This is a genomic window from Anoxybacillus tengchongensis, from assembly GCF_014201585.1.
Lineage (GTDB): Bacteria > Bacillota > Bacilli > Bacillales > Anoxybacillaceae > Anoxybacillus > Anoxybacillus tengchongensis.
Window position 1 is genome coordinate 24,046 of sequence record NZ_JACHES010000012.1, and the last position, 25,971, is coordinate 50,016.

General features: G+C 42.3%; 27 protein-coding genes. 25 read left to right on the plus strand and 2 right to left on the minus strand.

Annotated elements, in window-relative coordinates; genetic code table 11:
• Window positions 1–2 precede the first annotated feature (2 nt).
• The 7 genes from tagD to HNQ82_RS12135 all read left to right on the plus strand — a co-directional run bounded on the left by tagD (window position 3) and on the right by HNQ82_RS12135 (window position 4,757).
• Window positions 3–407 (plus strand): glycerol-3-phosphate cytidylyltransferase, encoded by a 405-nt coding sequence (tagD, locus tag HNQ82_RS12105; RefSeq protein ID WP_183249926.1) that lies wholly within the window; start codon window positions 3–5, stop codon window positions 405–407.
• Between the two features lie 84 nt (window positions 408–491).
• Window positions 492–1,562: a glycosyltransferase family 2 protein gene (locus HNQ82_RS12110; RefSeq protein WP_183249928.1), complete on the plus strand. Its 1,071-nt coding sequence runs from the start codon at window positions 492–494 to the stop codon at window positions 1,560–1,562.
• Window positions 1,563–1,672: 110 nt separating this feature from the next.
• Window positions 1,673–2,032: a flagellar protein FlaG gene (flaG, locus tag HNQ82_RS12115; protein ID WP_183249930.1), complete on the plus strand. Its 360-nt coding sequence runs from the start codon at window positions 1,673–1,675 to the stop codon at window positions 2,030–2,032.
• 13 nt (window positions 2,033–2,045) lie between these two features.
• Window positions 2,046–3,599: a flagellar hook-associated protein 2 gene (locus HNQ82_RS12120; protein ID WP_183249932.1), complete on the plus strand. Its 1,554-nt coding sequence runs from the start codon at window positions 2,046–2,048 to the stop codon at window positions 3,597–3,599.
• Between the two features lie 16 nt (window positions 3,600–3,615).
• Window positions 3,616–4,008, plus strand: coding sequence for a flagellar export chaperone FliS (gene fliS / locus HNQ82_RS12125; RefSeq protein WP_183249934.1), 393 nt, complete (start codon window positions 3,616–3,618; stop codon window positions 4,006–4,008).
• Window positions 4,008–4,358, plus strand: a complete 351-nt coding sequence (gene fliT, locus HNQ82_RS12130) for a flagellar protein FliT (RefSeq protein WP_183249936.1) — start codon at window positions 4,008–4,010, stop codon at window positions 4,356–4,358. The genes fliS and fliT overlap by 1 nt, the downstream gene beginning before the upstream one ends.
• A 9-nt stretch (window positions 4,359–4,367) precedes the next feature.
• Entirely contained in the window at window positions 4,368–4,757 is a 390-nt protein-coding gene (locus HNQ82_RS12135) for a DUF8042 domain-containing protein (protein ID WP_183249938.1), read from the plus strand.
• A 30-nt stretch (window positions 4,758–4,787) separates the two neighbouring features.
• Here HNQ82_RS12135 and HNQ82_RS12140 read toward each other — a convergent pair whose 3' ends face one another.
• Entirely contained in the window at window positions 4,788–5,870 is a 1,083-nt protein-coding gene (locus HNQ82_RS12140; RefSeq protein WP_183249940.1) for an HD-GYP domain-containing protein, read from the minus strand.
• A gap of 172 nt (window positions 5,871–6,042) precedes the next feature.
• Between HNQ82_RS12140 and hpf the strand changes: the two genes are divergently transcribed.
• The 10 genes from hpf to HNQ82_RS12190 all read left to right on the plus strand — a co-directional run bounded on the left by hpf (window position 6,043) and on the right by HNQ82_RS12190 (window position 17,026).
• Complete coding sequence (hpf, locus tag HNQ82_RS12145; RefSeq protein WP_032101209.1) at window positions 6,043–6,591, plus strand: ribosome hibernation-promoting factor, HPF/YfiA family; 549 nt, start codon at window positions 6,043–6,045, stop codon at window positions 6,589–6,591.
• Between the two features lie 62 nt (window positions 6,592–6,653).
• A complete protein-coding gene (locus HNQ82_RS12150; protein ID WP_183249942.1) occupies window positions 6,654–7,214 on the plus strand; it encodes a hypothetical protein in 561 nt (186 codons plus the stop codon).
• Between the two features lie 115 nt (window positions 7,215–7,329).
• Complete coding sequence (gene secA, locus HNQ82_RS12155) at window positions 7,330–9,834, plus strand: preprotein translocase subunit SecA (protein WP_183249944.1); 2,505 nt, start codon at window positions 7,330–7,332, stop codon at window positions 9,832–9,834.
• An 80-nt stretch (window positions 9,835–9,914) separates the two neighbouring features.
• Window positions 9,915–11,022, plus strand: a protein-coding gene (gene prfB / locus HNQ82_RS12160; protein WP_183250019.1) for a peptide chain release factor 2 whose coding sequence is annotated in 2 segments (ribosomal slippage) — window positions 9,915–9,986 and window positions 9,988–11,022 — 1,107 coding nt in all. Because the reading frame shifts where the segments join, the coding sequence is not laid out codon by codon here.
• Between the two features lie 131 nt (window positions 11,023–11,153).
• Entirely contained in the window at window positions 11,154–12,014 is an 861-nt protein-coding gene (locus HNQ82_RS12165; RefSeq protein ID WP_183249946.1) for a YitT family protein, read from the plus strand.
• Window positions 12,015–12,073: 59 nt separating this feature from the next.
• Window positions 12,074–12,400 carry a cytochrome c551 gene (cccB, locus tag HNQ82_RS12170; RefSeq protein WP_183249947.1) on the plus strand — a complete coding sequence of 109 codons (327 nt, stop codon included), beginning with the start codon at window positions 12,074–12,076 and terminating at the stop codon, window positions 12,398–12,400.
• Window positions 12,401–12,560: 160 nt separating this feature from the next.
• Window positions 12,561–13,247, plus strand: coding sequence for a cell division ATP-binding protein FtsE (gene ftsE, locus HNQ82_RS12175; protein WP_183249949.1), 687 nt, complete (start codon window positions 12,561–12,563; stop codon window positions 13,245–13,247).
• Entirely contained in the window at window positions 13,237–14,130 is an 894-nt protein-coding gene (ftsX, locus tag HNQ82_RS12180; RefSeq protein ID WP_183249952.1) for a permease-like cell division protein FtsX, read from the plus strand. The genes ftsE and ftsX overlap by 11 nt, the downstream gene beginning before the upstream one ends.
• A 19-nt stretch (window positions 14,131–14,149) precedes the next feature.
• Window positions 14,150–15,415, plus strand: a complete 1,266-nt coding sequence (locus HNQ82_RS12185; RefSeq protein WP_183249954.1) for a PcsB-like coiled-coil domain-containing protein — start codon at window positions 14,150–14,152, stop codon at window positions 15,413–15,415.
• Between the two features lie 174 nt (window positions 15,416–15,589).
• On the plus strand, window positions 15,590–17,026 hold the full coding sequence (locus HNQ82_RS12190) for a S41 family peptidase (RefSeq protein ID WP_183249956.1): 1,437 nt from the start codon (window positions 15,590–15,592) through the stop codon (window positions 17,024–17,026).
• Between the two features lie 38 nt (window positions 17,027–17,064).
• Here HNQ82_RS12190 and HNQ82_RS12195 read toward each other — a convergent pair whose 3' ends face one another.
• The gene (locus HNQ82_RS12195; RefSeq protein ID WP_183250021.1) at window positions 17,065–17,490 is read right to left on the minus strand and encodes a MerR family transcriptional regulator; all 426 of its coding nucleotides are present in this window, start codon (window positions 17,488–17,490) and stop codon (window positions 17,065–17,067) included.
• A 178-nt stretch (window positions 17,491–17,668) separates the two neighbouring features.
• Between HNQ82_RS12195 and HNQ82_RS12200 the strand changes: the two genes are divergently transcribed.
• From HNQ82_RS12200 to hprK, 8 genes are all read left to right on the plus strand, one after another.
• The gene (locus tag HNQ82_RS12200; protein WP_183249958.1) at window positions 17,669–18,835 is read left to right on the plus strand and encodes a PDZ domain-containing protein; all 1,167 of its coding nucleotides are present in this window, start codon (window positions 17,669–17,671) and stop codon (window positions 18,833–18,835) included.
• A gap of 2 nt (window positions 18,836–18,837) precedes the next feature.
• A complete protein-coding gene (locus tag HNQ82_RS12205) occupies window positions 18,838–19,062 on the plus strand; it encodes a CsbA family protein (protein WP_021093720.1) in 225 nt (74 codons plus the stop codon).
• Between the two features lie 89 nt (window positions 19,063–19,151).
• Window positions 19,152–21,146: an excinuclease ABC subunit UvrB gene (uvrB, locus tag HNQ82_RS12210; protein WP_183249960.1), complete on the plus strand. Its 1,995-nt coding sequence runs from the start codon at window positions 19,152–19,154 to the stop codon at window positions 21,144–21,146.
• Window positions 21,147–21,149: 3 nt separating this feature from the next.
• On the plus strand, window positions 21,150–24,002 hold the full coding sequence (gene uvrA, locus HNQ82_RS12215; protein WP_183249962.1) for an excinuclease ABC subunit UvrA: 2,853 nt from the start codon (window positions 21,150–21,152) through the stop codon (window positions 24,000–24,002).
• Between the two features lie 77 nt (window positions 24,003–24,079).
• Complete coding sequence (locus HNQ82_RS12220; protein ID WP_183249964.1) at window positions 24,080–24,409, plus strand: magnetosome magnetite crystal formation protein family; 330 nt, start codon at window positions 24,080–24,082, stop codon at window positions 24,407–24,409.
• Window positions 24,406–24,603 (plus strand): PspC domain-containing protein, encoded by a 198-nt coding sequence (locus HNQ82_RS12225; protein ID WP_183249966.1) that lies wholly within the window; start codon window positions 24,406–24,408, stop codon window positions 24,601–24,603. The genes HNQ82_RS12220 and HNQ82_RS12225 overlap by 4 nt, the downstream gene beginning before the upstream one ends.
• Entirely contained in the window at window positions 24,600–24,944 is a 345-nt protein-coding gene (locus HNQ82_RS12230; protein WP_183249968.1) for a phage holin family protein, read from the plus strand. Before HNQ82_RS12225 ends, HNQ82_RS12230 begins: the two co-directional genes overlap by 4 nt.
• A gap of 79 nt (window positions 24,945–25,023) precedes the next feature.
• Complete coding sequence (hprK, locus tag HNQ82_RS12235) at window positions 25,024–25,959, plus strand: HPr(Ser) kinase/phosphatase (protein WP_183249971.1); 936 nt, start codon at window positions 25,024–25,026, stop codon at window positions 25,957–25,959.
• The last annotated feature ends 12 nt before the right edge of the window (window positions 25,960–25,971 follow it).

The following is a 25,971-nucleotide window of genomic DNA, read 5'->3' on the forward strand; positions in this document are numbered from 1 at the left end:
TGTTGAAGAGAGTCATCACATACGGTACATTTGATTTGTTACATTATGGACATATTAATTTATTAAGACGTGCTAAAGAATTGGGTGACTATTTAATAGTTGCGTTATCAACGGACGATTTTAATAAAATTAAAGGGAAAGAGTCGTATTTTCCTTATGAACAGAGGAAGCTTTTACTGGAATCTATTAGATATGTTGATCAAGTAATTCCAGAAAGAAGCTGGAACCAAAAAATTGATGATATCATTTCATACAATGTAGACATTCTTGTTATGGGAAATGATTGGTTAGGAAAATTCGATTTTTTACGAGATTATTGTCAAGTTGTATACTTGCCGAGAACAGAGGAAATCTCAACGACTAAAATTAAGTCTGACATACGCACAAACACTTTGTTTTCACCATAAATGAGATATTTATAAACTACTCTTTTTTAGCAATAAGAATCTATTATTTGTGACAACAATATAGTTTTTTCATGAGGTGAAACGTTGAAAACATTAGCTTTAGTCATGATCGTAAAAAATGAAGAGAAACATTTAGCTCGCTGTTTGCAAAGCGTTCAGCAGATCGTTGATGACATCGTCATTGTCGATACAGGTTCTATCGATGCGACAAAAGATATTGCTTATTCGTTTGGTGCAAAAGTGTTCGACTTCGAGTGGGTAAACGACTTTTCAGCGGCACGCAACTATGCGCTGATGCAATCCACGTGTGATTGGAATCTTGTACTGGATGCCGATGAGTATATCGTGAATGATTGTAAAAGTACTATTCGACATTTTATTGAAACAAACAAACAACAAATCGGACGTATTAGAATGGTGAATGAATTCATTCAAAACGGCGAGAAACGATATGCGCAGTCTTACTTGTCACGCTTGCTTCCTAAAGGTGTAACATACGTCGGCAAAGTTCACGAACAAGTCAATTCCCCTTTTCCGCGTCAAAATATTGACGTGGAAGTATATCATGATGGGTATGTTCACACGAATAAAACCGAGCGAAATTTACAGTTACTGCTTGAAGAACTAAAGCAACATCCAAACGATGACTATGTTTTATATCAAGTGGGTAAGCAATATAAACTGTTGCAACAATTTAACATGGCGGAGAAGTATTTTGAGGAAAGTTATCACCTTGCTTCACTCCATGCGTGGTATCGTCATAGTTTAGTGATCGATTACTTGTATACAATCATCGCCACCCGTTCGTTTGAAAAAGGATTGCAGCTCATCGCGATGGAACAAGAGAGACTAAATGATTCACCAGATTTTCATTTTGCATGTGGATTGTTTTATATGGATGCGATTTTTTGTCATATGGATCGATATGCGCACTTGTTTCCATTCATTGAGCAATGTTTTACTCGCTGCCTAGAAATTGGTGAAACAAAGAAATACGATCGTGTGCGTGGAACAGGTAGTTTTTTAGCAGCCTATAATCTCGGTGTGTTTTACGAAGTCACAGGACAGGTGGAAAAAGCGGTATATTTTTATAAACAGGCGGTATATGAAGGATATGAAAAGGCGATTGAACGATTAAGCACGTTAAAATCATGATGTGATGTCTAGCCTCTCGAATCAGAGAGGTTTTTTCTTTTCCCTCTTCAAATTTCCCCTCTTCATCCGATATAAATAGTAGGAACGTATATGTAAAGGAGCGAACGGTGATGATTGAACGAATTTCTTCTTCTCTTTCTTCCACATATATGTATGAAAAATTGACAGAGCGTCCAGCGGAGCAACCAAAACAGGAACAACCGACTTCACAACAAATGATGGCAAAACAAGAAGAAGAGCGCATTTCAAAAGAAAAGCTTGAAGAAGTTGTCAAAGGTATGAACGAGTTCTTACAGCCGAGCCATACGTCGTTAAAGTTTAACGTACATGAAGATTTGAAAGAGTATTACGTCCAGCTCATTGATGAACGGACGAAAGAAGTTGTGCGTGAAATTCCGCCGAAAAAACTGTTAGATATGTATGCGGCGATGATGAAGTTTGTTGGATTAATTGTCGATCGAAAAATTTAGGAGGTGGTAAGTGATGAATAATATGCGAATTGGCGGCTTGGCGAGCGGAATGGATATTGATAAAATCGTCGGCGATTTAATGAAAGTCGAACGTGCGCCGATCGATAAATTAAAACAAAAAAAGCAACTGCTTGAGTGGCAACGCGATGCGTATCGCGATATGAATCGTTTGTTAAATGATTTAGACCGCATGATTTTCGACGGCGTCATGCGCCAAAGCACGTTTTTACAAAAAAAAGTGACGAGCTCGAATGAAAATGTCGTCACCGCAACAAGCACGCCGAGCGCGTCGAATCAAACAGTTGAGATTAGCAACATTACGCAACTTGCAACTGCGGCAAGATGGACATCACAAAATACGATTAATATAAGTGCAAATGACCAGTTGAGCACATTATTTTCAGGTACAGAGGTAATGCCAACTTCTTTACAGTTTAAAGTGAAAAATCCAGATAGCAGTGTTGAAGAAACTGTTGCTATCTCACTTGACCCGAGTAAGGACACATTGAGCACGTTGATTTCAAAATTGAATCAAGATACTAAATTAGGCGTTCGTGCGTTTTACGATGATTTTACACAGAAAATGGTTATTACTAAAAATCAAACGGGTAGCGGATCTTCTATTGAAGTTACAAGCGGTGCAGAACTTTTCACTAAATTAGGATTTAACCTAGATATACAGGTTGATTCAAGTGATCCATTAAATGTAATCACAAAAACGTTTTTAAAACAAGATGCAGGGACAGGTCAAAACGCTAAATTCACAATCAACGGTCTTGAAACAGAACGAACATCAAACACATTTACAATTAGCGGTATGACATACACATTGAAAAACACGCATGCAGGAACGGTGACGATTACATCAACGACAAACACTGATGCGATTTTTAACTCGATTAAATCGTTTGTCGATAAATACAACGAAACGATTGATGAGATTAATAAAAAGCTAAAAGAAGCGCGCTATCGCGATTATCAGCCGTTGACGGACGAACAGCGTGAAAAGCTGACGGAAAAGCAGGCGGAGAAGTGGGAAGAGAAAGCGAAAAGCGGCATTTTGCGCGGCGATTCGATTTTATCTAACGCTCTTTCTAGCATGCGACAAGCACTTTATCGCAAAGTTGACGCAGCGCCTGAAGGGTTTCAACAACTTGCGCAAATTGGCATTACGACGACACCGAACTATTTAGAAGGCGGAAAGTTATTGATTGATGAAGCAAAATTACGAAAAAAAATTGAAGAAAATCCTGATGCGATTTATCGCTTGTTCAGTAACAATGGGGAAGGAAATGCAAAAGGGATTGTGCTGCAACTTCGCGATGAAATAAAAAAGACAATGAAAAGCATTGAAGATAAAGCAGGAAATACGTTAAAAGCTACGAATCAGTATATTATTGGAAAAAATATTCTTGACATTGATACACGTATTAGCGCAGCGGAAGACCGATTAAAACGAGTGGAAGACCGCTATTGGAAGCAGTTTTCGGCAATGGAAAAAGCGGTACAGCGTGCGAACTCGCAAAGCATGTATTTAATGAATGCTTTTGGTGGAGGAGCACAGTAATTTAGGAGGTTGAACGATGAACCCATATCAATCATACCAAACGAACGCGGTGCAAACGGCGTCGCCAGGGGAATTAACGCTTATGCTTTACAACGGTTGCTTAAAGTTTATTGCGCAAGCGAAAAAAGCGATCGAAGACAAAGATATTGAAGCGCGAAACACAAACTTATTAAAAGCGCAAAAAATTATTCAAGAGCTTATGGTGACGCTCAATATGGAATATGAAGTGGCGAAATCGATGATGACAATGTATGACTATATGTATCGCCGCCTTGTTGAAGCGAACATTAAAAGCGACATAACGATTTTAGAAGAAGTCGAAGGATATGTGAAAGAATTTCGTGATACGTGGAAGCAAGTCATTCAAATGAATCGTCAGCGTCAATATGCGCAAGGCGGTCACGTGTAATGAGCGTTGTTACGGAGCTTTTTGAGGCGACGGCGGCGATTGTGACGTTGCTTCGTGAGCCGATTGAAAGGGAGAAGCGTGAAGCGGTCATTGAACAAATCGAACAACTGCTTGACAAGCGTGAGCAGCTTCTTCAGCTACTTCCGACGATGTTAACCAACGAAGAAAAACAAATAGGAAAACAGCTGCTTGCGCTTGATCGGGAGGCGAACGCTCTTCTCCAACAATTCAAACAACAAATTCAGCAAGATTTAAAACAAACGAAGCAAACGAAAGTAGCTGTCGAACGGTATGATGACTTATACGATTCGTTATCGATTGACGGTATGTTTTATGATAAACGAAGGTAGGTAGAATATATGGTACATTTAACTCCAGAACAATTAACAGTCGTTCGTCAATATGCAGCGTTATTAGACACCATTGAAGAAGGTTTTCGCTACGTCATGGAAAGTTTTGCGAATTACGAGCGCACGCAAGGGGATGTCGTGCTCGCTGATATTTTTACAGCGTTCGGTCAAATTGATACGACAAATGAACGCTCATTTGCGCATTTTTTTGCCGATGATATCGCGCTATTGAACGAGCTTCAACGTTTTTCTTCTGTCGTAGAAGAGGCGTGGAAATTAGACGGAAAGCTGCATGATCCAAATGCGAAGCAACAAATTGTCGAAAAACATTTAGCGCCAGCGTTTGAGGCGTGGAAAGTAAGCGTGATGCAACATCTTCGTCCGTATGTTGAGCAATAAAAGGTGCGAGTGGATCGCACCTTTTGTTATTCAAAACGCTTCGACAATCGTGACGTTTACTTCTTTACGTAAGTCGATTTCAAACGGCGATTTGAGCATCTCGCCGCTTGGATTTTGTAAAATACGAACGACAGGACGAAGCGGATATTCAGGGAAAATGTTTGAGACGACGCCTCGGTATCCTGTGTTTAATACGACGTTTGTGCCGAGTGGGTAAATGGCGACATATTTTAAAAACGTTTTAATGAGTTCGTAGTCAAACAACGTATTACCGGCCGCGCATAAATATTCAGCTGCTTCGTGCGGTGAGTGTTGTTTCCGATGGTCACGCGGAGAAGTGAGCGCATCGAACACGTCTGCGATGGCGATAATGCGCGCGAACTCATGAATGTATTTACCGGCTGCTTGATGTGGATAGCCGCTCCCATCAAACCGTTCGTGATGTTGGAGTGCACAGTAAGCGGATGACGGTGAAACGTTGTTTTGTTTTTTTAGTAATTCAAATCCAAATTCAGTATGATGGGAAACGATTCGACGTTCTTCGGGGCTAAGCGGTCCCTTTTTGCCCCAAAGGGCGCTTGGAATTTGTGTCATGCCAATGTCAAATAAAAGCGCTCCGACGCCTAAATCAAGCAATTGTTGCGATGAATATCCTTTCGCTAATCCGATAACGCCTGCGATTGTTGCCACGTTAACCGAGTGGTGAAAGAAATACCCTTTTGAAATAACAAGGTCAGATAAGTTAATGAGCAAGTTTTCCCGACTTAATAAATAGTCTAAAATCTCTTTAAATATTTTTTGATATTCTTGTCCGAGGTCAAGCGAGGACACGCGCTGGACAGCTTTTTGTTCCTCTATCAGTTCTGTCATCGTTTCGTACACTTTTTTTACCGCTTGTTGTCGCACAACGGGACTAATCATTGGCTTTTCTTCAATATCAAATGTAAAAATGTCGTAAATATAAATATGACGAATGCCATTTTCACGCAATCCGCGAATGTATGAGTCGGTCAGTTTAACCCCCTTAGCGAGCAAAACTGCACCGTTTGGTCCGTAAATATCAACGGCGAGGACATCGCCGCTTTTTGCTTCAAATATGTGCACTTTACGCATGCGATAACACCTCAGTAGAAAAATCGAACGCCTTTCATCATCTATAAATTATAGCATAATTATCCATTGTTTTGTTCATCATTTTTTCACAAAAAATGTGACGATTGAGAAGGAGTTTTGTAGGGAATTGTAGAAATAAGTAACCAACCTTTCATAAAAGGAGGAACAGCGTATGAAATACAACATTCGCGGAGAAAACATCGAGGTTACACAAGCCATTCGAGAGTATGTCGAGAAAAAAATCGGAAAATTAGAACGCTATTTTGAATCGACGGAAGGAGTAACGGTTCACGTTAACTTAAAAGTATATAATGATAAACAGGCAAAAATTGAAGTGACAATCCCTATGCCACAAATTGTGTTGCGTGCGGAAGAGCGCCATGATGATATGTATGCGGCTATTGATTTGGTCGTCGATAAACTCGAACGCCAAATTCGTAAACATAAAACAAAAGTGAATCGAAAAATGCGTGAAAAAGAAGCAAACGGTGTAACATTAACAGCAACTGCTCCTGTGGCAACAGAAGAGCATGAGGAAGAGGAATTCGAAGTTGTTCGTACGAAGCGATTTAGCTTAAAACCGATGGATAGCGAAGAAGCAATTTTACAAATGAATATGCTTGGTCATAACTTTTACGTCTTTATTAACGCAGAAACAAACCGTACAAACGTCGTTTACAAACGAAAAGACGGCAAATATGGCTTAATTGAAGCAAACTAATCCTACCACCCTCTGTCGAATGAAGACAGAGGGTGGTATACTGTGAAAGGAGGTGAAAAAGGATGGAAGCGATTTTACGCGAAATTTTAGCGAAGCTGACGAATATCGAAAGTAATTTTCTACAGTTTCAACAAGAAGTGCGTAATCAATTTGTTCGGATTGACGAGCGCTTCGCACAGATTGACGAACGCTTCGCGCAGATTGACGAACGCTTCGCACAGATTGACGAACGCTTCGCGCAGATTGACGAACGCTTCGTACAGATTGACGAGCGCTTCGCACAGATTGACGAACGATTTGCACAAATCGATGCGCGATTTGCTAACATGGAGGCTCGTTTAACCGCGCTTGAACAAGAGATGAAAGAGACAAACAAGCGCATTAGTCGTCTCGAAGAAGAAATGTGCGATGTAAAGAAGCGTCTTGAACATGTAGAAATACAATTGGCTGACGTAAAAGAAACGGTATATCGTTTAGAAATGCAGTTAGCCAACGATGTACAAACATTACTGCAACATATTTATAAAAAGATTGATGAAAAAGGATTTGAAATTTATGCTCTCAACAAACGCCTTCACCACGTCGAAGCAACGATCGAACAACTACAATCGCCTCAACGATAACATCTCCCCAGCGTCTCCTACGCTGGTTTTTTCTTTTCTTTCGTATGAGTTGTCACCTTTTCCTGTAAGTGATATGATGGTAATTAGCGACTATATAAGCAAGGAGCGTTTTTGTATGCTTGGAATGTTCAAAAAAGTGTTTGATCCGAATAAACGGCAAATTGCGCGATTAGAGAAAATTGCGAATGACATTGATGCGCTCGGTCCGCAAATGGCGCAGCTTTCTGATGGCGAGTTGCGTCAAAAAACTGAAGATTTTAAGGCTCGTCTTGAAAAAGGCGAAACGCTTGATGATTTGCTTGTGGAAGCCTTTGCGGTTGTTCGCGAAGCAGCGAAGCGCGTGCTTGGCATGTATCCGTATAAAGTGCAATTAATGGGAGGCATCGCGCTTCATGAAGGCAATATTGCCGAAATGAAGACAGGGGAAGGAAAAACGTTAACTGCAACGATGCCGGTATATTTAAACGCATTAACCGGAAAAGGTGTTCATGTCGTAACGGTGAACGAATATTTAGCGAGCCGTGACGCGACAGAAATGGGTAAGTTATACCAATTTTTAGGATTATCTGTCGGATTGAACTTAACGAATATGTCGCGTGAAGAAAAGCAAGCGGCTTACAATGCAGATATTACATACGGAACGAATAACGAATTTGGTTTCGACTATTTGCGCGATAACATGGTGCTATATAAAGAACATATGGTGCAACGCCCACTTCATTATGCGATCATTGACGAAGTCGACTCGATTTTAATTGACGAAGCGCGTACGCCGCTCATTATTTCAGGCACAGCGCAAAAGTCTACGAAATTGTACATTCAAGCGAACGCGTTTGTTCGTACATTAAAGCGCGATGTCGATTATACGTATGATGAAAAAACGAAGAGCGTTCAGCTGACGGAAGAAGGAATGAACAAAGCGGAGCGCGCGTTTGGCATTGATAACTTATTTGATTTAAAACATGTGACGTTAAACCACCATGTTAACCAAGCGTTGCGCGCACATGTTGTGATGCAGCGTGACGTTGATTACGTTGTGGAAGACGGAAAAATCGTCATCGTTGACCCGTTTACAGGTCGTCTTATGCGCGGACGTCGCTATAGCGATGGGCTTCATCAGGCGATTGAGGCAAAAGAAGGGCTTGAAATTCAAAATGAATCAATGACGCTTGCGACAATTACGTTCCAAAACTATTTCCGCATGTATGAAAAGCTTGCGGGAATGACAGGAACCGCAAAAACAGAAGAAGAAGAGTTTCGCAACATTTACAATATGCAAGTCGTTGTCATTCCAACAAATAAGCCCGTTATTCGCGATGACCGCCCAGATTTAATTTATCGCACGATGGAAGGGAAGTTTCGCGCCGTTGTCGAAGACATCGCAGAACGTCATGCGAAAGGACAACCTGTCCTTGTCGGCACGGTATCCATTGAAACGTCTGAATTATTGTCGAGCATGTTAACGAAGCGCGGCATTCGTCATAACGTATTAAACGCGAAAAACCATGCGAAAGAAGCAGAAATTATTGCGCAAGCTGGTCAAAAAGGGGCAGTAACGATTGCGACAAACATGGCAGGACGCGGAACGGATATTAAACTCGGTGAAGGTGTGCGCGAGCTTGGTGGTTTAGCCGTCATCGGTACAGAACGTCACGAAAGCCGCCGCATCGACAACCAATTGCGCGGTCGTTCTGGTCGTCAAGGAGACCCTGGGGTATCGCAATTTTACTTGTCGCTCGAAGATGAGCTCATGCGTCGCTTCGGTTCAGAAAATATGATGGCCATGATGGATCGTTTAGGCATGGACGATTCACAGCCAATTCAAAGTAAAATCGTATCAAAAGCGGTTGAATCTGCGCAAAAACGTGTAGAAGGAAACAACTTTGATGCACGGAAACAACTGTTGCAGTACGACGATGTATTGCGTGAACAACGTGAAATTATTTATCGTCAACGTTTCCAAGTACTTGATTCAGAAAACTTGCGCGATATCGTTGAAAAAATGATTCAATCCGTGATTGAGCGCGTCGTGCGTATGCATACGCCAGATGAAGAGATGCCGGAAGAATGGAATGTGCAAGCGATCGTTGATTATGTGCAGGCGAATCTTCTTCCTGAAGGAGACGTGACGATCAACGATTTGCGCGGCAAAGATCCAGAAGAAATGATTGAATTCATTTGGAACAAAGTGCGTGCGCGTTACGATGAAAAAGAAAGCCGCATTCCAGTGGAACAAATGCGCGAGTTTGAACGCGTGATCGTTTTACGTGCGGTCGATATGAAATGGATGGAACATATCGATGCGATGGAACAGCTTCGCCAAGGCATTCATTTACGTGCGTACGGTCAAATTGATCCATTGCGTGAATATCAAATGGAAGGCTATGCGATGTTTGAAGCGATGATCGCTTCTATTGAAGAAGAAGTCGCCCGCTACATTATGAAAGCGGAAATTGAAAGCAACCTTGAACGACAAGAAGTAGCCAAAGGAGAAGCGGTTCATCCGAAAGAAGGCGAAGAAGTGAAACGCAAACCGGTGAAAAAAGCGGTGGAAGTCGGCCGAAATGATCCGTGCCCGTGCGGAAGCGGGAAAAAATATAAACATTGTTGCGGACGATAAGTGAGGGATGTTCCCTCGCTTTCGTTATGTTGCGTCCGCCGAGACGTTTGCATACAATAATGGTTGAGGTGAAGGACATGATTGATTTAGTAGAAATTAAGCAAGAGCTTGAAAAAATGGCTAAGCGATTAGCGGATATTAGGGGGTCTCTTTGACCTCGAAACGAAAGAAGCGCGCATTGAACAACTAGAAGCTCAAATGGCCGCGCCTCATTTTTGGGATGATCAAAAAGCAGCTCAAGCGGTAATTAGTGAGGCAAATGCGCTCAAAGATTTAGTCGGTGAGTTTCGCTCACTGGAAGAGCGGTTCGAAGATTTAGAAGTGACATACGAGCTCGTGAAAGAAGAGCCAGATGAAGATTTACAAAAAGAACTCGTAGCTGAGGCGAAAAAACTATCGAAAGACTTTAGCGAATTTGAACTGCAGCTCCTATTAAATGAACCGTACGATAAAAATAATGCCATTTTAGAGCTTCATCCTGGCGCAGGCGGAACAGAGTCGCAAGATTGGGCGTCGATGTTGTTGCGTATGTACACGCGCTGGGCAGAGAAAAAAGGATACAAAGTGGAAACTCTCGATTATTTGCCTGGTGAGGAAGCGGGAATTAAAAGCGTCACGTTGTTAATTAAAGGGCATAATGCATACGGATATTTAAAAGCGGAAAAAGGTGTTCACCGCCTCGTCCGCATTTCACCGTTTGACGCTTCCGGACGCCGTCATACGTCATTCGTTTCATGCGAAGTTGTACCAGAATTTGACGAAAACATCGAAGTCGACATCCGTCCGGATGAAATTAAAGTCGATACGTATCGTTCAAGTGGTGCTGGCGGTCAGCACGTCAATACGACAGATTCGGCTGTGCGTATTACACATATCCCGACAGGCATTGTCGTTACATGTCAATCGGAGCGTTCGCAAATTAAAAACCGCGAAAAAGCGATGAATATGTTAAAGGCGAAATTGTATCAAAAGAAATTGGAGGAACAACAGGCGGAGCTCGCAGAAATTCGCGGTGAACAAAAAGAAATTGGCTGGGGAAGCCAAATTCGTTCTTATGTGTTTCATCCGTATTCGCTTGTAAAAGATCATCGAACAAACACGGAAGTCGGAAACGTACAAGCGGTGATGGACGGAGAAATTGATGTCTTTATTGATGCATATTTACGCTCAAAATTAAAACAAGGGTGACCTAGATTTTTTAGGTCACCTTTTTCTTCTTCCTATATGAACTTCACTATATTAAATCATTATTGCGTTAATTCGATGTCATTTACTTCCTATACCGGACATGCTATACTCACGAGGGAAGGTGAGAAAGCATGCGTAAAAGAAACAATATAACAAATCCATTGATTGAAAAAATATTGGAATACGTATACATTCTTGTCGGCTCGGCCGTTGTGGCTGTTGCATTCAATTTATTTTTACTTCCGAATCGTGTCGCATCAGGTGGGGTAAGCGGTATTAGTACCATTTTGCATGCGACGCTCGGTTGGCAGCCTGCTTATGTACAATGGTCGCTCAACATTCCGCTATTTATTGCAGGCGTGTTGCTGCTTGGAAAACAGTTCGGTGTCAAAACGTTAGTTGGCACTGCTTTTTTGCCGTTTGTCGTTTATTTAACGCATGACATGGCGCCAGCAACGAACGATCCATTACTTGGAGCACTATTTGGCGGCATCGGTGTCGGCATAGGATTAGGCATTGTATTCCGCGGTCGCGCATCGACAGGGGGCACCGATTTAGCTGCTCAAATTATTCATAAATATACGGGCTTATCGTTAGGAACGTGCGTCATTTTAATTGATGGCTTAATTGTTTTAACAGCCGCTTTTGTATTTGATTTGGAACGTGCGTTATATGCATTAATTGCGTTATTTGTTACAAGTAAAACCATTGATTTTGTTCAAGTTGGCTTTGGTAATTCAAAAATGGCAATGATTATTACAAACAAAGAAGAAGAAGTGCGTGAAGCGATTTTGCATAAAATTGACCGCGGTGTGACAAAACTACATGCATACGGTGGGTATACAGAGCAAGAAAGACCTGTTTTCATGTGTGTTGTAGCACAAAGTGAGTTCACAAAATTGAAACAATTAGTCAAAACCATTGACCCGTCTGCGTTTGTTGTTGTTATGGACGCAGCAGAAGTGCTTGGGGAAGGATTTAAACGTGCCTAACGTAAAAATGATACGATATAATAGAAATGTATGAAAATGTTTACAAGGGGGATTTATGTATGAAGAAAAAACTACTTAGTTTATTTGCTGGTACAGCGATTGTGTTAGCAGCCTGTGGTGGAGGGGATAGCACGAGCGAAAAACCAGCAAATGGTGGCGGAAATACAGCTTCAGCTGCGGAAGCCGTTTACAAAAAATCATGTGCAAGTTGCCACGGACAAAACTTAGAAGGTGGCGTTGGTCCAGCCCTCGATAAAGTGGGCGGAAAATATTCACAAGAAGAAATTAAAAACATTATCGCAAACGGTCGTGGTGGCATGCCAGGAGGCTTAGTCCAGGGTGACGATGTCGATAAATTAGCTGAATGGCTAGCGGCGAAAAAGTAAGAGGATGCGTCCATGTGCATCCTCTTTCTATTTGTAACAGTCTTGAAATATAACTGTAAATAAAATTCACCCCCTTTCTGTCAGAAATGATGATATAATGAACAAGGTAAGAATTTTGCAGGAATATGTAGAAAAAGATCGAATAATTAGGTGGTTGCTTATGATCGAAATGCAAGATGTATATAAAACATACCCGAACGGAGTCATTGCATTAAACGGGATTTCTGTTCGCATTAAACAAGGAGAATTTGTATATGTCGTCGGTCCGAGCGGTGCTGGGAAATCGACGTTTATTAAAATGATGTATCGCGAAGAAAAGCCGACAAGCGGCAAAATTATGATTAACGGTGTGAATTTAGCCAATATAAAAGATAGCAAAGTGCCGTTGCTTCGCCGGAATATCGGCATCGTATTCCAAGACTTCAAACTACTTCCAAAGTTAACGGTATATGAAAACGTAGCGTTTGCTTTGGAAGTGATTGAAGAATCCCCAAAAAACATTCGTAAACGTGTTATGGAAGTGCTTGACCTAGTAAGATTAAAACATAAAGCGCGCTTTTATCCCGATGAATTATCTGGCGGAGAACAGCAGCGCGTGTCGATTGCGCGCTCGATCGTTAACAATCCGACAATTGTTATTGCTGATGAGCCGACTGGAAATTTAGATCCTGACACATCTTGGGAAATTATGGATATTTTCGAGCGCATTAATGATCGCGGAACAACGATTGTCATGGCGACGCACAACCGTGAAATCGTCAATACGATTCGTAAGCGCGTCATTGCGATTGAACGCGGTAAAATTGTCCGCGATGAAGTGAAGGGAGAGTATGGTTATGAAGCTTAACACCCTTCGTCGTCATTTCCGTGAAAGTTTAAAAAGTCTCGGAAGAAACGGTTGGATGACGTTTGCGTCTATTAGTGCGGTGACGGTGACGCTCTTGCTTGTTGGGGTGTTTCTCGTCATTATGCTCAATATCCAACATATTACGAAGCAAATTGAGCGCGACGTCGAAATTCGTGTACATGTTGATTTAAGTGCAACAGAAGCGGATAAAGATGCGCTTCGAGCCAAGCTTGAAGCTCTTTCTGGCGTGGAAAAAGTAACGTATTCATCTAAGGATGAAGAATTGCAAAAGTTGATCGACAGTTTTGGAGAAGACGGGAAATCGTTTCGTTTGTTTGAGCAGGACAATCCGTTAAGCGATGTATTTATCGTTAAAGCAAAAAACCCACTCGATACAGCAACAATCGCTAAGCAAATTGAAACGTTTCCTTCCGTTGGCAAAGTGAAATACGGAAAAGGGCAAATTGAAAAACTATTTGCCGCTACGAAAACGATTCGTAATGTCGGATTAGCGCTTATTATTGGGTTGTTATTTACAGCGATGTTTCTCATCTCAAATACAATTAAAATTACCATTTTTGCTCGTCGTCGCGAAATTGAGATTATGAGATTAGTAGGTGCGACAAACGGGTTTATTCGTTGGCCGTTTTTCCTCGAAGGGCTATGGCTTGGCGTTTTCGGAGCGATTGTTCCAATTGCGATCGTTCTTTCTGCTTACTCTTATGTATTTGATTTACTATATCCAAAGTTGAAAGATACATTTTTTCAATTGCTTCCGTTTTATCCATTCGCATGGCAATTGGCGGCTGTGCTCGTCTTATTAGGTGCATGCATCGGCATGTGGGGAAGCATGATGTCCGTCAGACGATTTTTAAAAGTATAGAAAGAGAGAGGGGTTTACGGTGCGAAAAAGATGGGGAACGATTGTGGTAGCTTTGACGCTGCTTGTTTCAACTGTTGCTTCGCCCGCGTATGCGGTAACGAAACGCGATATTCAACAAAAGAAACAACAAATTCAAAATGTGCAACAAAAGCAGTCATCAATTGAAAGCAAACTAGAACAGTCACAACAAGAAATTGCTCGGTTAAAAGCTGAACAAGAAAAAGTGAATGCGGAAATCAAAAAACTTGATTTAGCTGTGGAAGAAACGAGCGCTAATATTCGTGCAAAACAACAAAATATTGAAGAAACAAAGCAGCAAATTGTTGCGCTTCGAAAAGAAATTGAGGAAGTGACAGCGCGCATTGAACAGCGTAACGAATTGTTGAAAGAACGTGCTCGTTCATTACAAGAAAGCGGCGGTGTCGTGAGCTATTTAGACGTATTGCTCGGGGCGAAAAGTTTTAGCGACTTTATTGACCGAATGAGTGCGGTGGCGACCATTTTTGAGGCGGATCGTCAAATTATTAAAGAGCAGGAAGCTGATAAAGCGTTAAAAGAGACAAAAGAGCAACAATTAAATGACAACTTAGTTCGCCTACAAGAACAGCTCAATGAGTTACAAAAACTAAAACAAATGTTAAACGAACAAATTGCCGCAAAAGAGAAATTAATGGCGCAGTTAAAAGAACAACAAAAACATGAAGAAGAAAAGCAGCTCGCGTTAGAAGAAGAAAAAGAGTTGCTTGAAAAACAAGAAGCTGCGATGAAAAACCAATTACAAGAAATGATTCGTCGTCAAAAAGAGCAAGAAGAAGCACGGAAACGCGCATTATCTAGTCGCGGATCGTCTGAAAGCGACTCAGGTAGCTTGCCGCCTGTGTCTGACGGTGCATTTATGCGTCCAGCAAACGGTCCAATTACATCGACATTTGGGCCGCGTTGGGGTGAATTCCATTACGGCATTGATATTGGTAAACGTGGTTCTAGCGTTCCTGTCGTTGCGGCAGCTGACGGTTACGTGTATAGCTCATATTATTCGAGCACATATGGAAATGTCATTTTTATTATGCACTATATTGATGGAAAAATGTTTACAACCGTATATGCCCACTTGGAAACAAGACTTGTTGGAGAGAAACAAATGGTGAAAAAAGGTCAAATGATAGGTTATATGGGGAATACTGGGCGCTCTACTGGGCCGCACTTGCATTTTGAATTGCATCGCGGACCTTGGAATGCGTCGAAATCAAATGCGGTAGACCCAATGCAATACGTTCCGTTTTAAAGCACAGCTTATTTGCTGTGCTTTTGCGCATTAGTTGAGAAAATCAGACGTTCGGTGTAAAATAAATACATCTTTATAAGTTATGAACGGTACAAGCTATTCATATAATGAAAGCAAACAGGCATCGCACACGGTGTGATGCCTTTCATGTATCGAAGGGTGAGGAGGCACAATATGAACAAAAAAACAATCGCAGCACTAATGATTTTATCGACGTTGTTCGGCTCAGGCGTGACGTATGTTGGGATGCAGTCGCTTTCTTCCGAAACATCGACGATTACGATCGATATGCCAACGACAACGGAGAAGCCGTCGAATGAGGAATTTAAAAAAATTGAACAAGCATACAGCATGATTAAACAAAAATATGTTCAAGACGTAGATGACGCACAGCTTATTGATGGTGCGATTCAAGGAATGATTGCAACACTAAAAGACCCATATTCCGTTTATATGGATAAAGAAACAGCGGAGCGGTTTAACGAGTCGCTCGATTCTTCATTTGAAGGCATCGGAGCGGAAGTCAGCATGGTTGACGGGAAAGTGACGATCGTTGCCCCATTTAAAGGGTCGCCTGCAGAAAAAGCTGGGCTTCGCCCAAACGATCAAATTATTAAAGTGAACGGTCAAAGCTTAGAAGGGCTTGATTTATATGAAGCGGTATTAAAAATTCGTGGAAAAAAAGGAACGGTCGCTCGTTTAGAAATCGTCCGTCCAGGAGTAAGTGGCGTATTAACGATTGAAGTCGTTCGCGATGAAATTCCGATTGAAACGGTATATGCGTCAATAAAAGAAGTAAATGGGAAACAAATTGGCTATATTGAAATTACATCATTTGCAGAAAAAACGGCTGAAGATTTTAAAAAGAAGTTATCTGAATTTGAGAAAAAAGGAATGGCTGGGCTCATCATCGACGTGCGTGGCAATCCGGGTGGCTACTTACAAAGTGTTGAAGACATTTTGAAAGAGCTTGTGCCAAAAGATAAACCGTATGTACAAATTGAAGAACGTGATGGTGACAAACAGCGCTTTTTCTCGAATGCAACGAAGAAAAAAGATTATCCGATTGTCGTGCTTATTGACAACGGAAGTGCTTCAGCATCAGAAATTTTAGCGGCAGCGTTAAAAGAAGCAGGCGGCTATATGCTCATCGGTGAAAAAACATTCGGAAAAGGAACGGTTCAACAAGCGTTGCCGATGGATGACGGCAGCCATATTAAATTAACGTTATATAAATGGCTGACTCCAAATGGGAACTGGATTCATAAAAAAGGAATTGAGCCAGATGTCAAAGTAAAACAGCCGGACTTTTTCTATGCTCATCCGCTTCAAATCGATCAGCCTTTAGTATATGACATGAATAATGAACAAATTAAGAGTGCACAACAAATGTTAAAAGGTCTCGGCTTTGATCCGGGGCGTGAAGACGGATATTTTAGCAAACAAACCGAACAAGCTGTCCAATCGTTCCAAAAGGCAAACGGCTTACAAGTGACAGGAAAAATTGATAAACAAACGGCGGACGTATTGCAAACAAAAGTGATGGAAGCAGTTCGTGACGAACGATATGACGAGCAATTGAAAAAAGCATTACAGCTTATTGCGAAATAAAAAATCCCCCTGTCCATTTTGAAGACAGGGGGATACTTTTATAAGAAGAAGCTAATCATACCGCGTCTCTTTTGTTTTGGTTGCTCATGAACAATTGTCGTTTTTTGTTGATGTTCGAGGTGAGCAATTCGTTGCTCGAGCTGTTGAATATATTGAAGCATTTCTTCTATTTCGCGGCGATGTTGTAGCAATTGAAAAGAGACAACGTCATCTGCTTTTTGATCAATTTTTCGTTCTAGTTCGTTTAATCGTTGTTCAACTTCTTCCCATTCTGCATGTTCTTTTTCTTCTTCATCGATGCCGAGAAATTTATATTTTTCTAATTGCTCGATCGCTTCGTTCGTAAATACGTAATGCCCTGCTTCATTTTTTGTGCATGGAATGTTGTATTTTTTCACCCAGCGTTGCACCGTCTTTGTCGATACTCCAAGTCGTTTCGCGACCGCGCTTGTTTTTAACTCCATCGTTCCACGCTCCTTCCGAATGATATGTTGAAAAAAGTTAGACATTTTTTATGAAACTCCTTGCATGTTGACAAAACTAGTGCTTATTCGGCAAAGAAAGTGAATTTTCGTCAACCATAAACGCTTGAATTTTGTTACAATGGGAAATAGACGATCCGAAAAAATGGAGTTGATGGAAATGGAAGCATGGGGATTTGCGTGGTTGAAAGCGCTCGGAACGTTTTGGTTACAACCGCTATTATATTATGCGATCATATTTGCGTGGTTTATTGGCTGGCTGCGCGTGCAACGTGAAAGACGAGATTTTCATACGCGCGTCTATCGAACATCGCGTGAGTGGCGTGCGCTCATTCGTTCACGCAGCTGGTTCGCACTAATTTTTTCGATCGTAACCGTTGGGGCAGGGATTGTTCTACCGAATGATACGCTTGTTTTTTGGACGTTGGTGACAATGGTATGTAGTTTTTTTATGCAGCTTCGGTTGTTATCGCCTGCATATGTAGGGAGTATCGTTATATTTACTGTTAGTTTTTTTGCGCAAATGGATTGGGTACAGCCATTTTTTTCGCGCTTTTTTCCAAACATCATGGAAACGAACGTGACCGCTTTGGCACTTCTCATGAGCTTGCTTTTGCTTATAGAAAGGTGGCTCGTTTATCGTGAGGGGGCAGAGATAAGCTCTCCTCGTCTTGCGACAAGCAAGCGCGGGCTTATGATCGGTGAGCAAGTCGTTCAGCGGCTTTGGCTTGTTCCATTGATGATTCCTGTACCAGGAGATGGCGTGCAATCGTTTGCGACATGGTGGCCGATCATTTCAGGCGGTGAGACGTATTCGTTCGTTCTCGTCCCGTTTTTACTTGGATTTTCCCAACGCGTGCAAACAGGAATGCCTGTTCATTTAACGAAATGGACAGCGAAACGTATCGGTTGGTTGGCATCGGTCGTTAGTGTATTGGCTATCGGCAGCTATTGGTTGAAGCCGCTTGCGATCATTGCTGCAGTAGTAGCTATTTTATGGAGAGAATGGATTGCTTTATCAGCAAAATTATATGAACAAAAGCGTCCGCCGTATTTTACGAAACGGGCGAATGGTCTTGTTATTTTAGGAGTGTTGCCGAACACGCCAGCGCATAAAATGGCGCTTTCGGTCGGAGAAGTAATTGTGAAGGTAAACGGCATACCTGTTGTGACAGAAGACGAATTTTATGCAGCGTTGCAACAAAATCGAGCGTTTTGTAAGCTAGAAGTATTAAACGAGAGTGGGGAAGTTCGCTTTGCGCAAACGGCTTTATTTGAAGGAGAACATCACGAACTCGGGCTGTTATTCGTAAGAGATGAGGGATAAATATGTGGTTTGTGTTAGCGTTAATTGTACCAGCGTTGTTAGTTATTTTATTTACGAGAGTGACGTATAACCATTATGTCGGTACATTGCTTACTGTCGCATTGTTAGTGGCATCATATGTAAAAGGATATACCGACCAGTTGTATGAAATTGTCGCCGATTTAGCATCGCTTATTGTCGGATTTTTATATGCGAAACAAATGGTAGAGAAACAAAAACAATCGTAAACCTGTCCAAATGGGCAGGTTTTTTCATAGAATATTTGTTCGTATTTTTCGCTTTTCGTTTTCGTTATATGGTACAATACGAGGTAGAAATGAAGTGGAGGTTGAAGAATGTGGACGCCTTTCAATTAGTATCCGCTTATAAGCCGCAGGGTGATCAGCCGAAAGCGATCGCGAAGCTTGTCGAAGGCATTCAGCAAGGAAAAAAGCATCAAACGTTGCTAGGAGCAACAGGAACAGGAAAAACGTTTACGATTTCAAACGTTATTCAACAAGTGAATAAACCGACGCTAGTGATCGCCCATAATAAAACGCTAGCAGGGCAATTATATAGCGAGTTTAAACAATTTTTTCCACATAACGCAGTCGAATATTTTGTCAGCTATTACGATTATTATCAGCCGGAAGCGTACGTTCCGCAAACAGATACGTACATTGAAAAAGATGCGAGCATCAACGACGAAATTGATAAATTGCGCCATTCCGCAACGTCTGCGCTATTTGAACGACGTGACGTTATTATTATCGCCAGCGTGTCGTGTATTTACGGTTTAGGTTCGCCGGAAGAATATCGCGAACTTGTCGTTTCGCTGCGCGTCGGTATGGAGATCGAGCGCGATCATTTGTTGCGCCGACTTGTCGACATTCAATATGAACGAAACGATATTGATTTTCGTCGCGGAACGTTTCGGGTGCGCGGAGATGTCGTCGAAATTTTCCCTGCCTCACGAGACGAGCATTGTATTCGCATTGAGTTTTTTGGTGATGAAATTGAGCGCATTCGCGAAGTGGATGCACTCACAGGACATGTGATGGCAGAGCGAGAACATGTGGCGATTTTCCCAGCATCGCACTTCGTCACACGCGAAGAAAAAATGAAGCTGGCCATTGAAAATATTGAAAAGGAATTAGAAGATCGGCTTCGCGAGCTGCGTGAACAAGGAAAATTGCTTGAAGCGCAACGATTAGAGCAACGGACGCGCTACGATATTGAAATGATGAAGGAAATGGGCTTTTGTTCAGGTATTGAAAATTATTCACGTCATTTAACATTGCGTCCACCAGGCTCAACGCCTTATACATTATTAGATTATTTTCCTGACGACTTTTTAATTGTCATTGACGAATCACATGTGACGTTGCCGCAAATTCGCGGCATGTATAACGGCGACAAAGCGAGAAAAGAAGTGCTTGTTGAACATGGTTTCCGTTTGCCGTCAGCGCTTGATAACCGTCCGCTCATGTTTGAAGAATTTGAACAAAAAGTAAATCAAGTCATTTACGTATCTGCGACACCGGGTCCGTATGAGCTTGAACATTGTCCGGAAGTCGTTGAACAAATTATTCGTCCGACAGGATTGTTAGACCCGACGATTGATGTGCGACCAATTGCCGGACAAATTGACGATTTAGTTGATGAAATTCAAAAGCGCATTGCTCGCAAAGAACGCACCCTTGTGACGACGTTGACGAAAAAAATGGCGGAAGATTTAACCGATTATTTAAAAGATATCGGCATTCAAGTGGCATATTTGCATTCGGAAATTAAGACGCTAGAACGAATTGAAATTATTCGCGATTTACGATTAGGCAAATACGATGTGCTCGTCGGCATTAACTTATTGCGGGAGGGGCTCGATATTCCGGAAGTGTCGCTTGTAGCGATTTTAGATGCCGATAAAGAAGGATTTTTACGTTCTGAGCGTTCACTCATCCAAACGATTGGACGAGCAGCGCGCAACGCGAACGGTCACGTCATTATGTATGCCGATACGATCACGAAATCGATGGAAATGGCGATCAATGAAACGAAGCGGCGCCGCGCGATTCAAGAAGCGTATAACCGTGAGCACGGCATCGTGCCAAAAACGATTCAAAAAGACATTCCAGATGTCATTCGTGCCACATTTGCCGCGGAAGAAAAAGAAACGTATGAAACGAAAGATGTCCGCCATTTATCAAAAGAAGAGCGCCTTGCGCTCATTGCCAAACTCGAACAAGAAATGAAAGAAGCAGCCAAAGCTCTTCATTTTGAACGTGCTGCCGAACTGCGCGATCTCATTTTAGAATTGAAAGCTGAGGTGTAAACAATGGATCATATTGTCGTCAAAGGCGCACGAGCGCACAATTTAAAAAATATTGACGTCGTTATTCCACGCAACAAACTCGTTGTGCTTACCGGTTTGTCTGGTTCAGGAAAATCATCACTTGCATTTGACACGATTTATGCAGAAGGACAGCGTCGATATGTCGAATCGCTTTCGGCATACGCGCGTCAATTTTTAGGGCAAATGGATAAGCCTGATGTCGATTCGATTGAAGGGTTGTCGCCCGCCATTTCCATTGACCAAAAAACGACGAGCCGCAACCCGCGATCAACAGTCGGAACAGTGACGGAAATTTACGATTATTTGCGTTTACTGTTTGCACGCATTGGTCGACCTGTTTGCCCGACTCATGGTATTGAAATTACATCGCAAACGATTGAACAAATGGTTGACCACTTAATGCAATATCCAGAACGGACGAAAATGCAAATTTTAGCCCCGATCGTCTCTGGTCGGAAAGGGACGCATGTAAAAACGTTGGAGGAGATTAAAAAACAAGGGTACGTGCGTGTGCGAGTTGACGGGGAATTGCGTGATGTATCGGAAGACATCGTGCTTGAAAAAAATAAAAAACATTCCATTGAAGTCGTCATCGATCGCATCATGATGAAAGAAGGCATTCAATCGCGCCTTGCCGATTCCCTTGAAACAGCTTTAAAGCTCGCTGACGGCAAAGTACTCGTCGATGTCATCGGACAAGAAGAGCTGTTGTTTAGTGAACATCACGCTTGCCCACATTGTGGGTTTTCGATCGGTGAATTAGAGCCGCGTTTATTTTCATTTAACAGTCCGTACGGTGCGTGTCCATCGTGCGACGGATTAGGGGCGAAACTAGAAGTCGATCTTGATTTAGTCATTCCAAATAAAGAGTTGACGCTTCGTGAGCACGCGCTTGCGCCATGGGAGCCGCAAAGCTCGCAATATTATCCACAATTGCTAGAAACGGTATGCCGTCATTACGGTATTGATATGGATATACCTGTAAAACAATTGTCGAAACAGCAGCTCGATCTTTTATTGTACGGATCAAACGGGGAAAAAATATATTTTCGCTATGAAAACGATTTTGGGCATGTGCGTGAAACGTATGTGGAATTTGAAGGTGTCGTGCGCAATGTCGAACGTCGTTATCGCGAAACGACGTCCGATTACGTACGTGAACAAATGGAAAAATATATGACTGAACAGCCATGTCCAACGTGTCATGGCAATCGATTGAAAAAAGAAAGTTTAGCTGTTTTCGTTGGCGGCAAACATATCGGCGAAGTGACGGCGATGTCGGTCAACGAGGCGCTTACGTTTTTTGAAACGCTTCAGCTAACGGAAAAAGAACAAAAAATCGCCCATCTCATTTTACGTGAAATTGTCGAGAGACTCGGCTTTTTAAAAAACGTTGGGCTCGATTATTTAACGTTAAATCGCGCGGCAGGAACGCTTTCAGGTGGAGAGGCGCAACGCATTCGCCTAGCAACGCAAATCGGATCGCGCTTAACGGGTGTATTATACGTGTTAGACGAACCGTCTATTGGGCTTCATCAGCGCGATAATGATCGGTTAATTGCGACGTTGCAAAACATGCGCGACTTAGGCAATACGCTTATTGTTGTTGAGCACGATGAAGATACGATGCTTGCGGCAGATTATTTAATTGACATCGGACCGGGAGCAGGGGCGCACGGCGGACAAGTAGTATCCGCAGGAACACCTGAACAAGTGATGAACGACCCACATTCGTTAACCGGTCAATATTTATCGGGGAAAAAATTTATTCCGCTTCCTGTTGAACGAAGAACGCCAGATGGCCGTTGGCTTGAAGTCATTGGGGCGCGCGAAAACAACTTAAAAAACGTCGATGTACGCATTCCGCTCGGATTGTTTGTTGCGGTGACAGGTGTATCCGGTTCAGGAAAAAGTACGCTCATTAATGAAATTTTGCATAAATCGTTAGCACAGAAGCTACATCACGCAAAAGTAAAGCCAGGAGAGCATACGGACATTCGCGGTATTCATTATTTAGATAAAGTCATTGACATCGACCAGTCGCCAATCGGTCGGACCCCACGCTCGAATCCTGCGACATATACGGGCGTCTTTGACGATATTCGCGATTTATTTGCGACGACGAACGAAGCGAAAATGCGCGGGTATCAAAAAGGACGGTTTAGTTTTAACGTCAAAGGCGGTCGTTGTGAAGCATGTCGCGGCGACGGCATTATTAAAATCGAAATGCACTTTTTGCCTGACGTATACGTCCCTTGTGAAGTGTGTCACGGTAAACGGTATAATCGCGAAACGTTGGAAGTGAAATATAAGGATAAAAATATCGCTGAAGTGCTCGATATGACAGTGGAAGAAGCGCTCACGTTTTTTGAAAACATTCCAAAAATTAAGCGGAAATTGCAAACGTTATACGATGTTGGGCTCGGTTATATGCAGCTCGGACAGCCCGCTACGACGCTTTCAGGCGGAGAGGCGCAACGGGTGAAGTTAGCATCTGAATTGCATCGTCGCTCAACAGGAAGAACGTTATACATTTTAGACGAACCGACAACGGGTTTGCATGTTGATGATATTGCCCGTTTATTACATGTTCTACAACGGCTTGTGGAACAAGGGGATACGGTGCTTGTCATCGAACATAATTTAGATGTCATTAAAACGGCAGACTATATTATTGATCTTGGACCAGAAGGCGGAGATGGGGGCGGACAAATCGTTGCGACAGGTACGCCGGAGGAAGTCGCTCAAATCGAGCGGTCATATACAGGACGATATTTACAACCGATTTTAGCGCGCGATCGCGAACGCATGCGTCAGCGTATACCGAGCGTATAACACGCTCGGTTTTTTTGTACGAAACTTTCCTTTCCAACAATCGTATGTATAAGTAAAGGAAAAAGGAGATGATGCGAATGGAAGGAAATAAGTTGCTTGCGGCGTTATGTTATTTCAGCGTATTTTTTGCCCCGTTTTTATTTCCAATCATCGTTTATTTTGTCACGAAACATGAACGAGTAAAGGAGCATGCGAAAAAATCATTTTTGTCCCATCTTATTCCTCTTGCCATTGTGATTGCTACGGGTGGGTTATTTATGATTTTCGCCATCGCTGGAGTGGATGGATGGCTCGGTCTTCCATTCATCGGACTGGTTATCGGAGGCATCGTGCATGTCGTTGTTATTGTTTGGAATATTATTAAAGGGGTTCAAGTATTACAAGAGTCGGGAGGGATGTATGAATGAAAAAGCTTGTACGGCTTCGTCATCATCGCATGATTGCGGGTGTGTTAAGCGGATTGGCAGCTTATATGAATATGGACGCTACTGTGGTACGTTTATTATTTGTTGCGTTATTATTCATTACTGGGATTATGCCGTTTGCGATTTTATACGGGCTTGCGGTATTCATTATTCCGAGTGAGGAGACCGTCATATGAGGTGGCTAGTACGTATAGTCATCAACGCCGTTTTATTATTAGCGCTATCTGGATATTTTGACTCCATTTATTTATCAAGCGTTTGGGCAGCGCTCGTTGCAAGTATTCTTTTGTCTTTTCTCAATACGTTCGTTCGACCGCTACTTATTCTACTGACACTTCCTGTCACTGTATTGACGTTTGGGTTGTTTTTGTTCGTCATTAACGCAATCACATTGGCAATGACGGCATGGGTCATGGGAAGCTCGTTTCAAATCGGTGGTTTTAGCACTGCATTATTTGCATCGCTTGCAATTTCACTCTTTCACTTAATCATTGAGTCGGTCAAAAAAGAAAAGTAAAACGTTCCGCTTTGTGCGTGAACGTTTTTATTTTGACGTGAAAGTGTTACAATGAGAAAAGGAAGAAGGAGGGATACGCATGCCGAAAGTACGGACAAAAGATTTAATTGAAGAGTTTCAATTTGAGCTTGTAAGCGGGGCAGAGGGGATTCATCGTCCAATTACAACGAGCGACTTATCCCGTCCGGGCATTGAAATGGCCGGTTATTTTGCATATTATCCAGCTGAGCGCGTACAATTGCTCGGTATGACAGAGCTGTCTTTTTTTGAACGATTAACGCCTGTAGAAAAACGATTACGCATGGAAAAGCTGTGTACGGATATTACACCTGCGATTATCGTCTCACGCGGATTAGAAGTGCCAAAAGAACTCATTGAGGCATCGGAGAAAAAAGAAGTACCTGTCATGCGTTCAACGATGAAAACGACGCGGCTTGCTAGCCGTCTAACAAACTATTTAGAAAGCAAACTCGCGCCGACAACGGCTGTGCACGGTGTGCTCGTTGATGTGTACGGTGTTGGTGTGCTTATTACAGGAAAAAGTGGCGTTGGAAAAAGTGAAACAGCGCTTGAGCTTGTGAAGCGCGGACATCGTCTCGTTGCAGATGATTGTGTCGAAATTCGCCAAGAGGATGAAAATTTGCTTATTGGTAGCGCACCGGAGCTTATTGAACATTTGCTTGAAATTCGTGGACTCGGCATTATTAACGTCATGACGCTATTCGGTGCAGGAGCGGTGCGTCCGCATAAACGCATTTCGCTTATCATCGATTTAGAATTATGGGATCCAAATAAACAATACGATCGTCTCGGGCTTGAAGAGGAAAAAGTAAAAATTATTGATACCGAAGTGACAAAGCTGACGATTCCTGTTCGTCCAGGACGAAATTTAGCCGTCATCATTGAAGTGGCAGCGATGAATTTCCGTTTGAAGCGCATGGGTGTGAATGCAGCGGAAGAATTTTCTGCCCGATTGGCAGATGCGATTGGCGATGCAGAGCACGATTATGAATGAGAGGATGGGTAT

What these genes read in the sequence shown, in the direction of transcription:
- HNQ82_RS12225 (WP_183249966.1), top strand. Translation starts at nt 24,406, where the DNA reads ATGAAAAAGCTTGTACGGCTTCGTCATCATCGCATGATTGCGGGTGTG.
- fliS (WP_183249934.1), top strand. Translation starts at nt 3,616, where the DNA reads ATGAACCCATATCAATCATACCAAACGAACGCGGTGCAAACGGCGTCG.
- HNQ82_RS12190 (WP_183249956.1), top strand. Translation starts at nt 15,590, where the DNA reads ATGAACAAAAAAACAATCGCAGCACTAATGATTTTATCGACGTTGTTC.
- HNQ82_RS12150 (WP_183249942.1), top strand. Translation starts at nt 6,654, where the DNA reads ATGGAAGCGATTTTACGCGAAATTTTAGCGAAGCTGACGAATATCGAA.
- ftsX (WP_183249952.1), top strand. Translation starts at nt 13,237, where the DNA reads ATGAAGCTTAACACCCTTCGTCGTCATTTCCGTGAAAGTTTAAAAAGT.
- HNQ82_RS12135 (WP_183249938.1), top strand. Translation starts at nt 4,368, where the DNA reads ATGGTACATTTAACTCCAGAACAATTAACAGTCGTTCGTCAATATGCA.
- ftsE (WP_183249949.1), top strand. Translation starts at nt 12,561, where the DNA reads ATGATCGAAATGCAAGATGTATATAAAACATACCCGAACGGAGTCATT.
- HNQ82_RS12205 (WP_021093720.1), top strand. Translation starts at nt 18,838, where the DNA reads ATGTGGTTTGTGTTAGCGTTAATTGTACCAGCGTTGTTAGTTATTTTA.
- secA (WP_183249944.1), top strand. Translation starts at nt 7,330, where the DNA reads ATGCTTGGAATGTTCAAAAAAGTGTTTGATCCGAATAAACGGCAAATT.
- HNQ82_RS12200 (WP_183249958.1), top strand. Translation starts at nt 17,669, where the DNA reads ATGGAAGCATGGGGATTTGCGTGGTTGAAAGCGCTCGGAACGTTTTGG.
- hpf (WP_032101209.1), top strand. Translation starts at nt 6,043, where the DNA reads ATGAAATACAACATTCGCGGAGAAAACATCGAGGTTACACAAGCCATT.
- cccB (WP_183249947.1), top strand. Translation starts at nt 12,074, where the DNA reads ATGAAGAAAAAACTACTTAGTTTATTTGCTGGTACAGCGATTGTGTTA.
- HNQ82_RS12165 (WP_183249946.1), top strand. Translation starts at nt 11,154, where the DNA reads ATGCGTAAAAGAAACAATATAACAAATCCATTGATTGAAAAAATATTG.
- HNQ82_RS12120 (WP_183249932.1), top strand. Translation starts at nt 2,046, where the DNA reads ATGAATAATATGCGAATTGGCGGCTTGGCGAGCGGAATGGATATTGAT.
- HNQ82_RS12220 (WP_183249964.1), top strand. Translation starts at nt 24,080, where the DNA reads ATGGAAGGAAATAAGTTGCTTGCGGCGTTATGTTATTTCAGCGTATTT.
- hprK (WP_183249971.1), top strand. Translation starts at nt 25,024, where the DNA reads ATGCCGAAAGTACGGACAAAAGATTTAATTGAAGAGTTTCAATTTGAG.
- HNQ82_RS12230 (WP_183249968.1), top strand. Translation starts at nt 24,600, where the DNA reads ATGAGGTGGCTAGTACGTATAGTCATCAACGCCGTTTTATTATTAGCG.
- fliT (WP_183249936.1), top strand. Translation starts at nt 4,008, where the DNA reads ATGAGCGTTGTTACGGAGCTTTTTGAGGCGACGGCGGCGATTGTGACG.
- HNQ82_RS12195 (WP_183250021.1), bottom strand. Translation starts at nt 17,490, where the DNA reads ATGGAGTTAAAAACAAGCGCGGTCGCGAAACGACTTGGAGTATCGACA.
- uvrB (WP_183249960.1), top strand. Translation starts at nt 19,152, where the DNA reads ATGAAGTGGAGGTTGAAGAATGTGGACGCCTTTCAATTAGTATCCGCT.
- uvrA (WP_183249962.1), top strand. Translation starts at nt 21,150, where the DNA reads ATGGATCATATTGTCGTCAAAGGCGCACGAGCGCACAATTTAAAAAAT.
- HNQ82_RS12140 (WP_183249940.1), bottom strand. Translation starts at nt 5,870, where the DNA reads ATGCGTAAAGTGCACATATTTGAAGCAAAAAGCGGCGATGTCCTCGCC.
- flaG (WP_183249930.1), top strand. Translation starts at nt 1,673, where the DNA reads ATGATTGAACGAATTTCTTCTTCTCTTTCTTCCACATATATGTATGAA.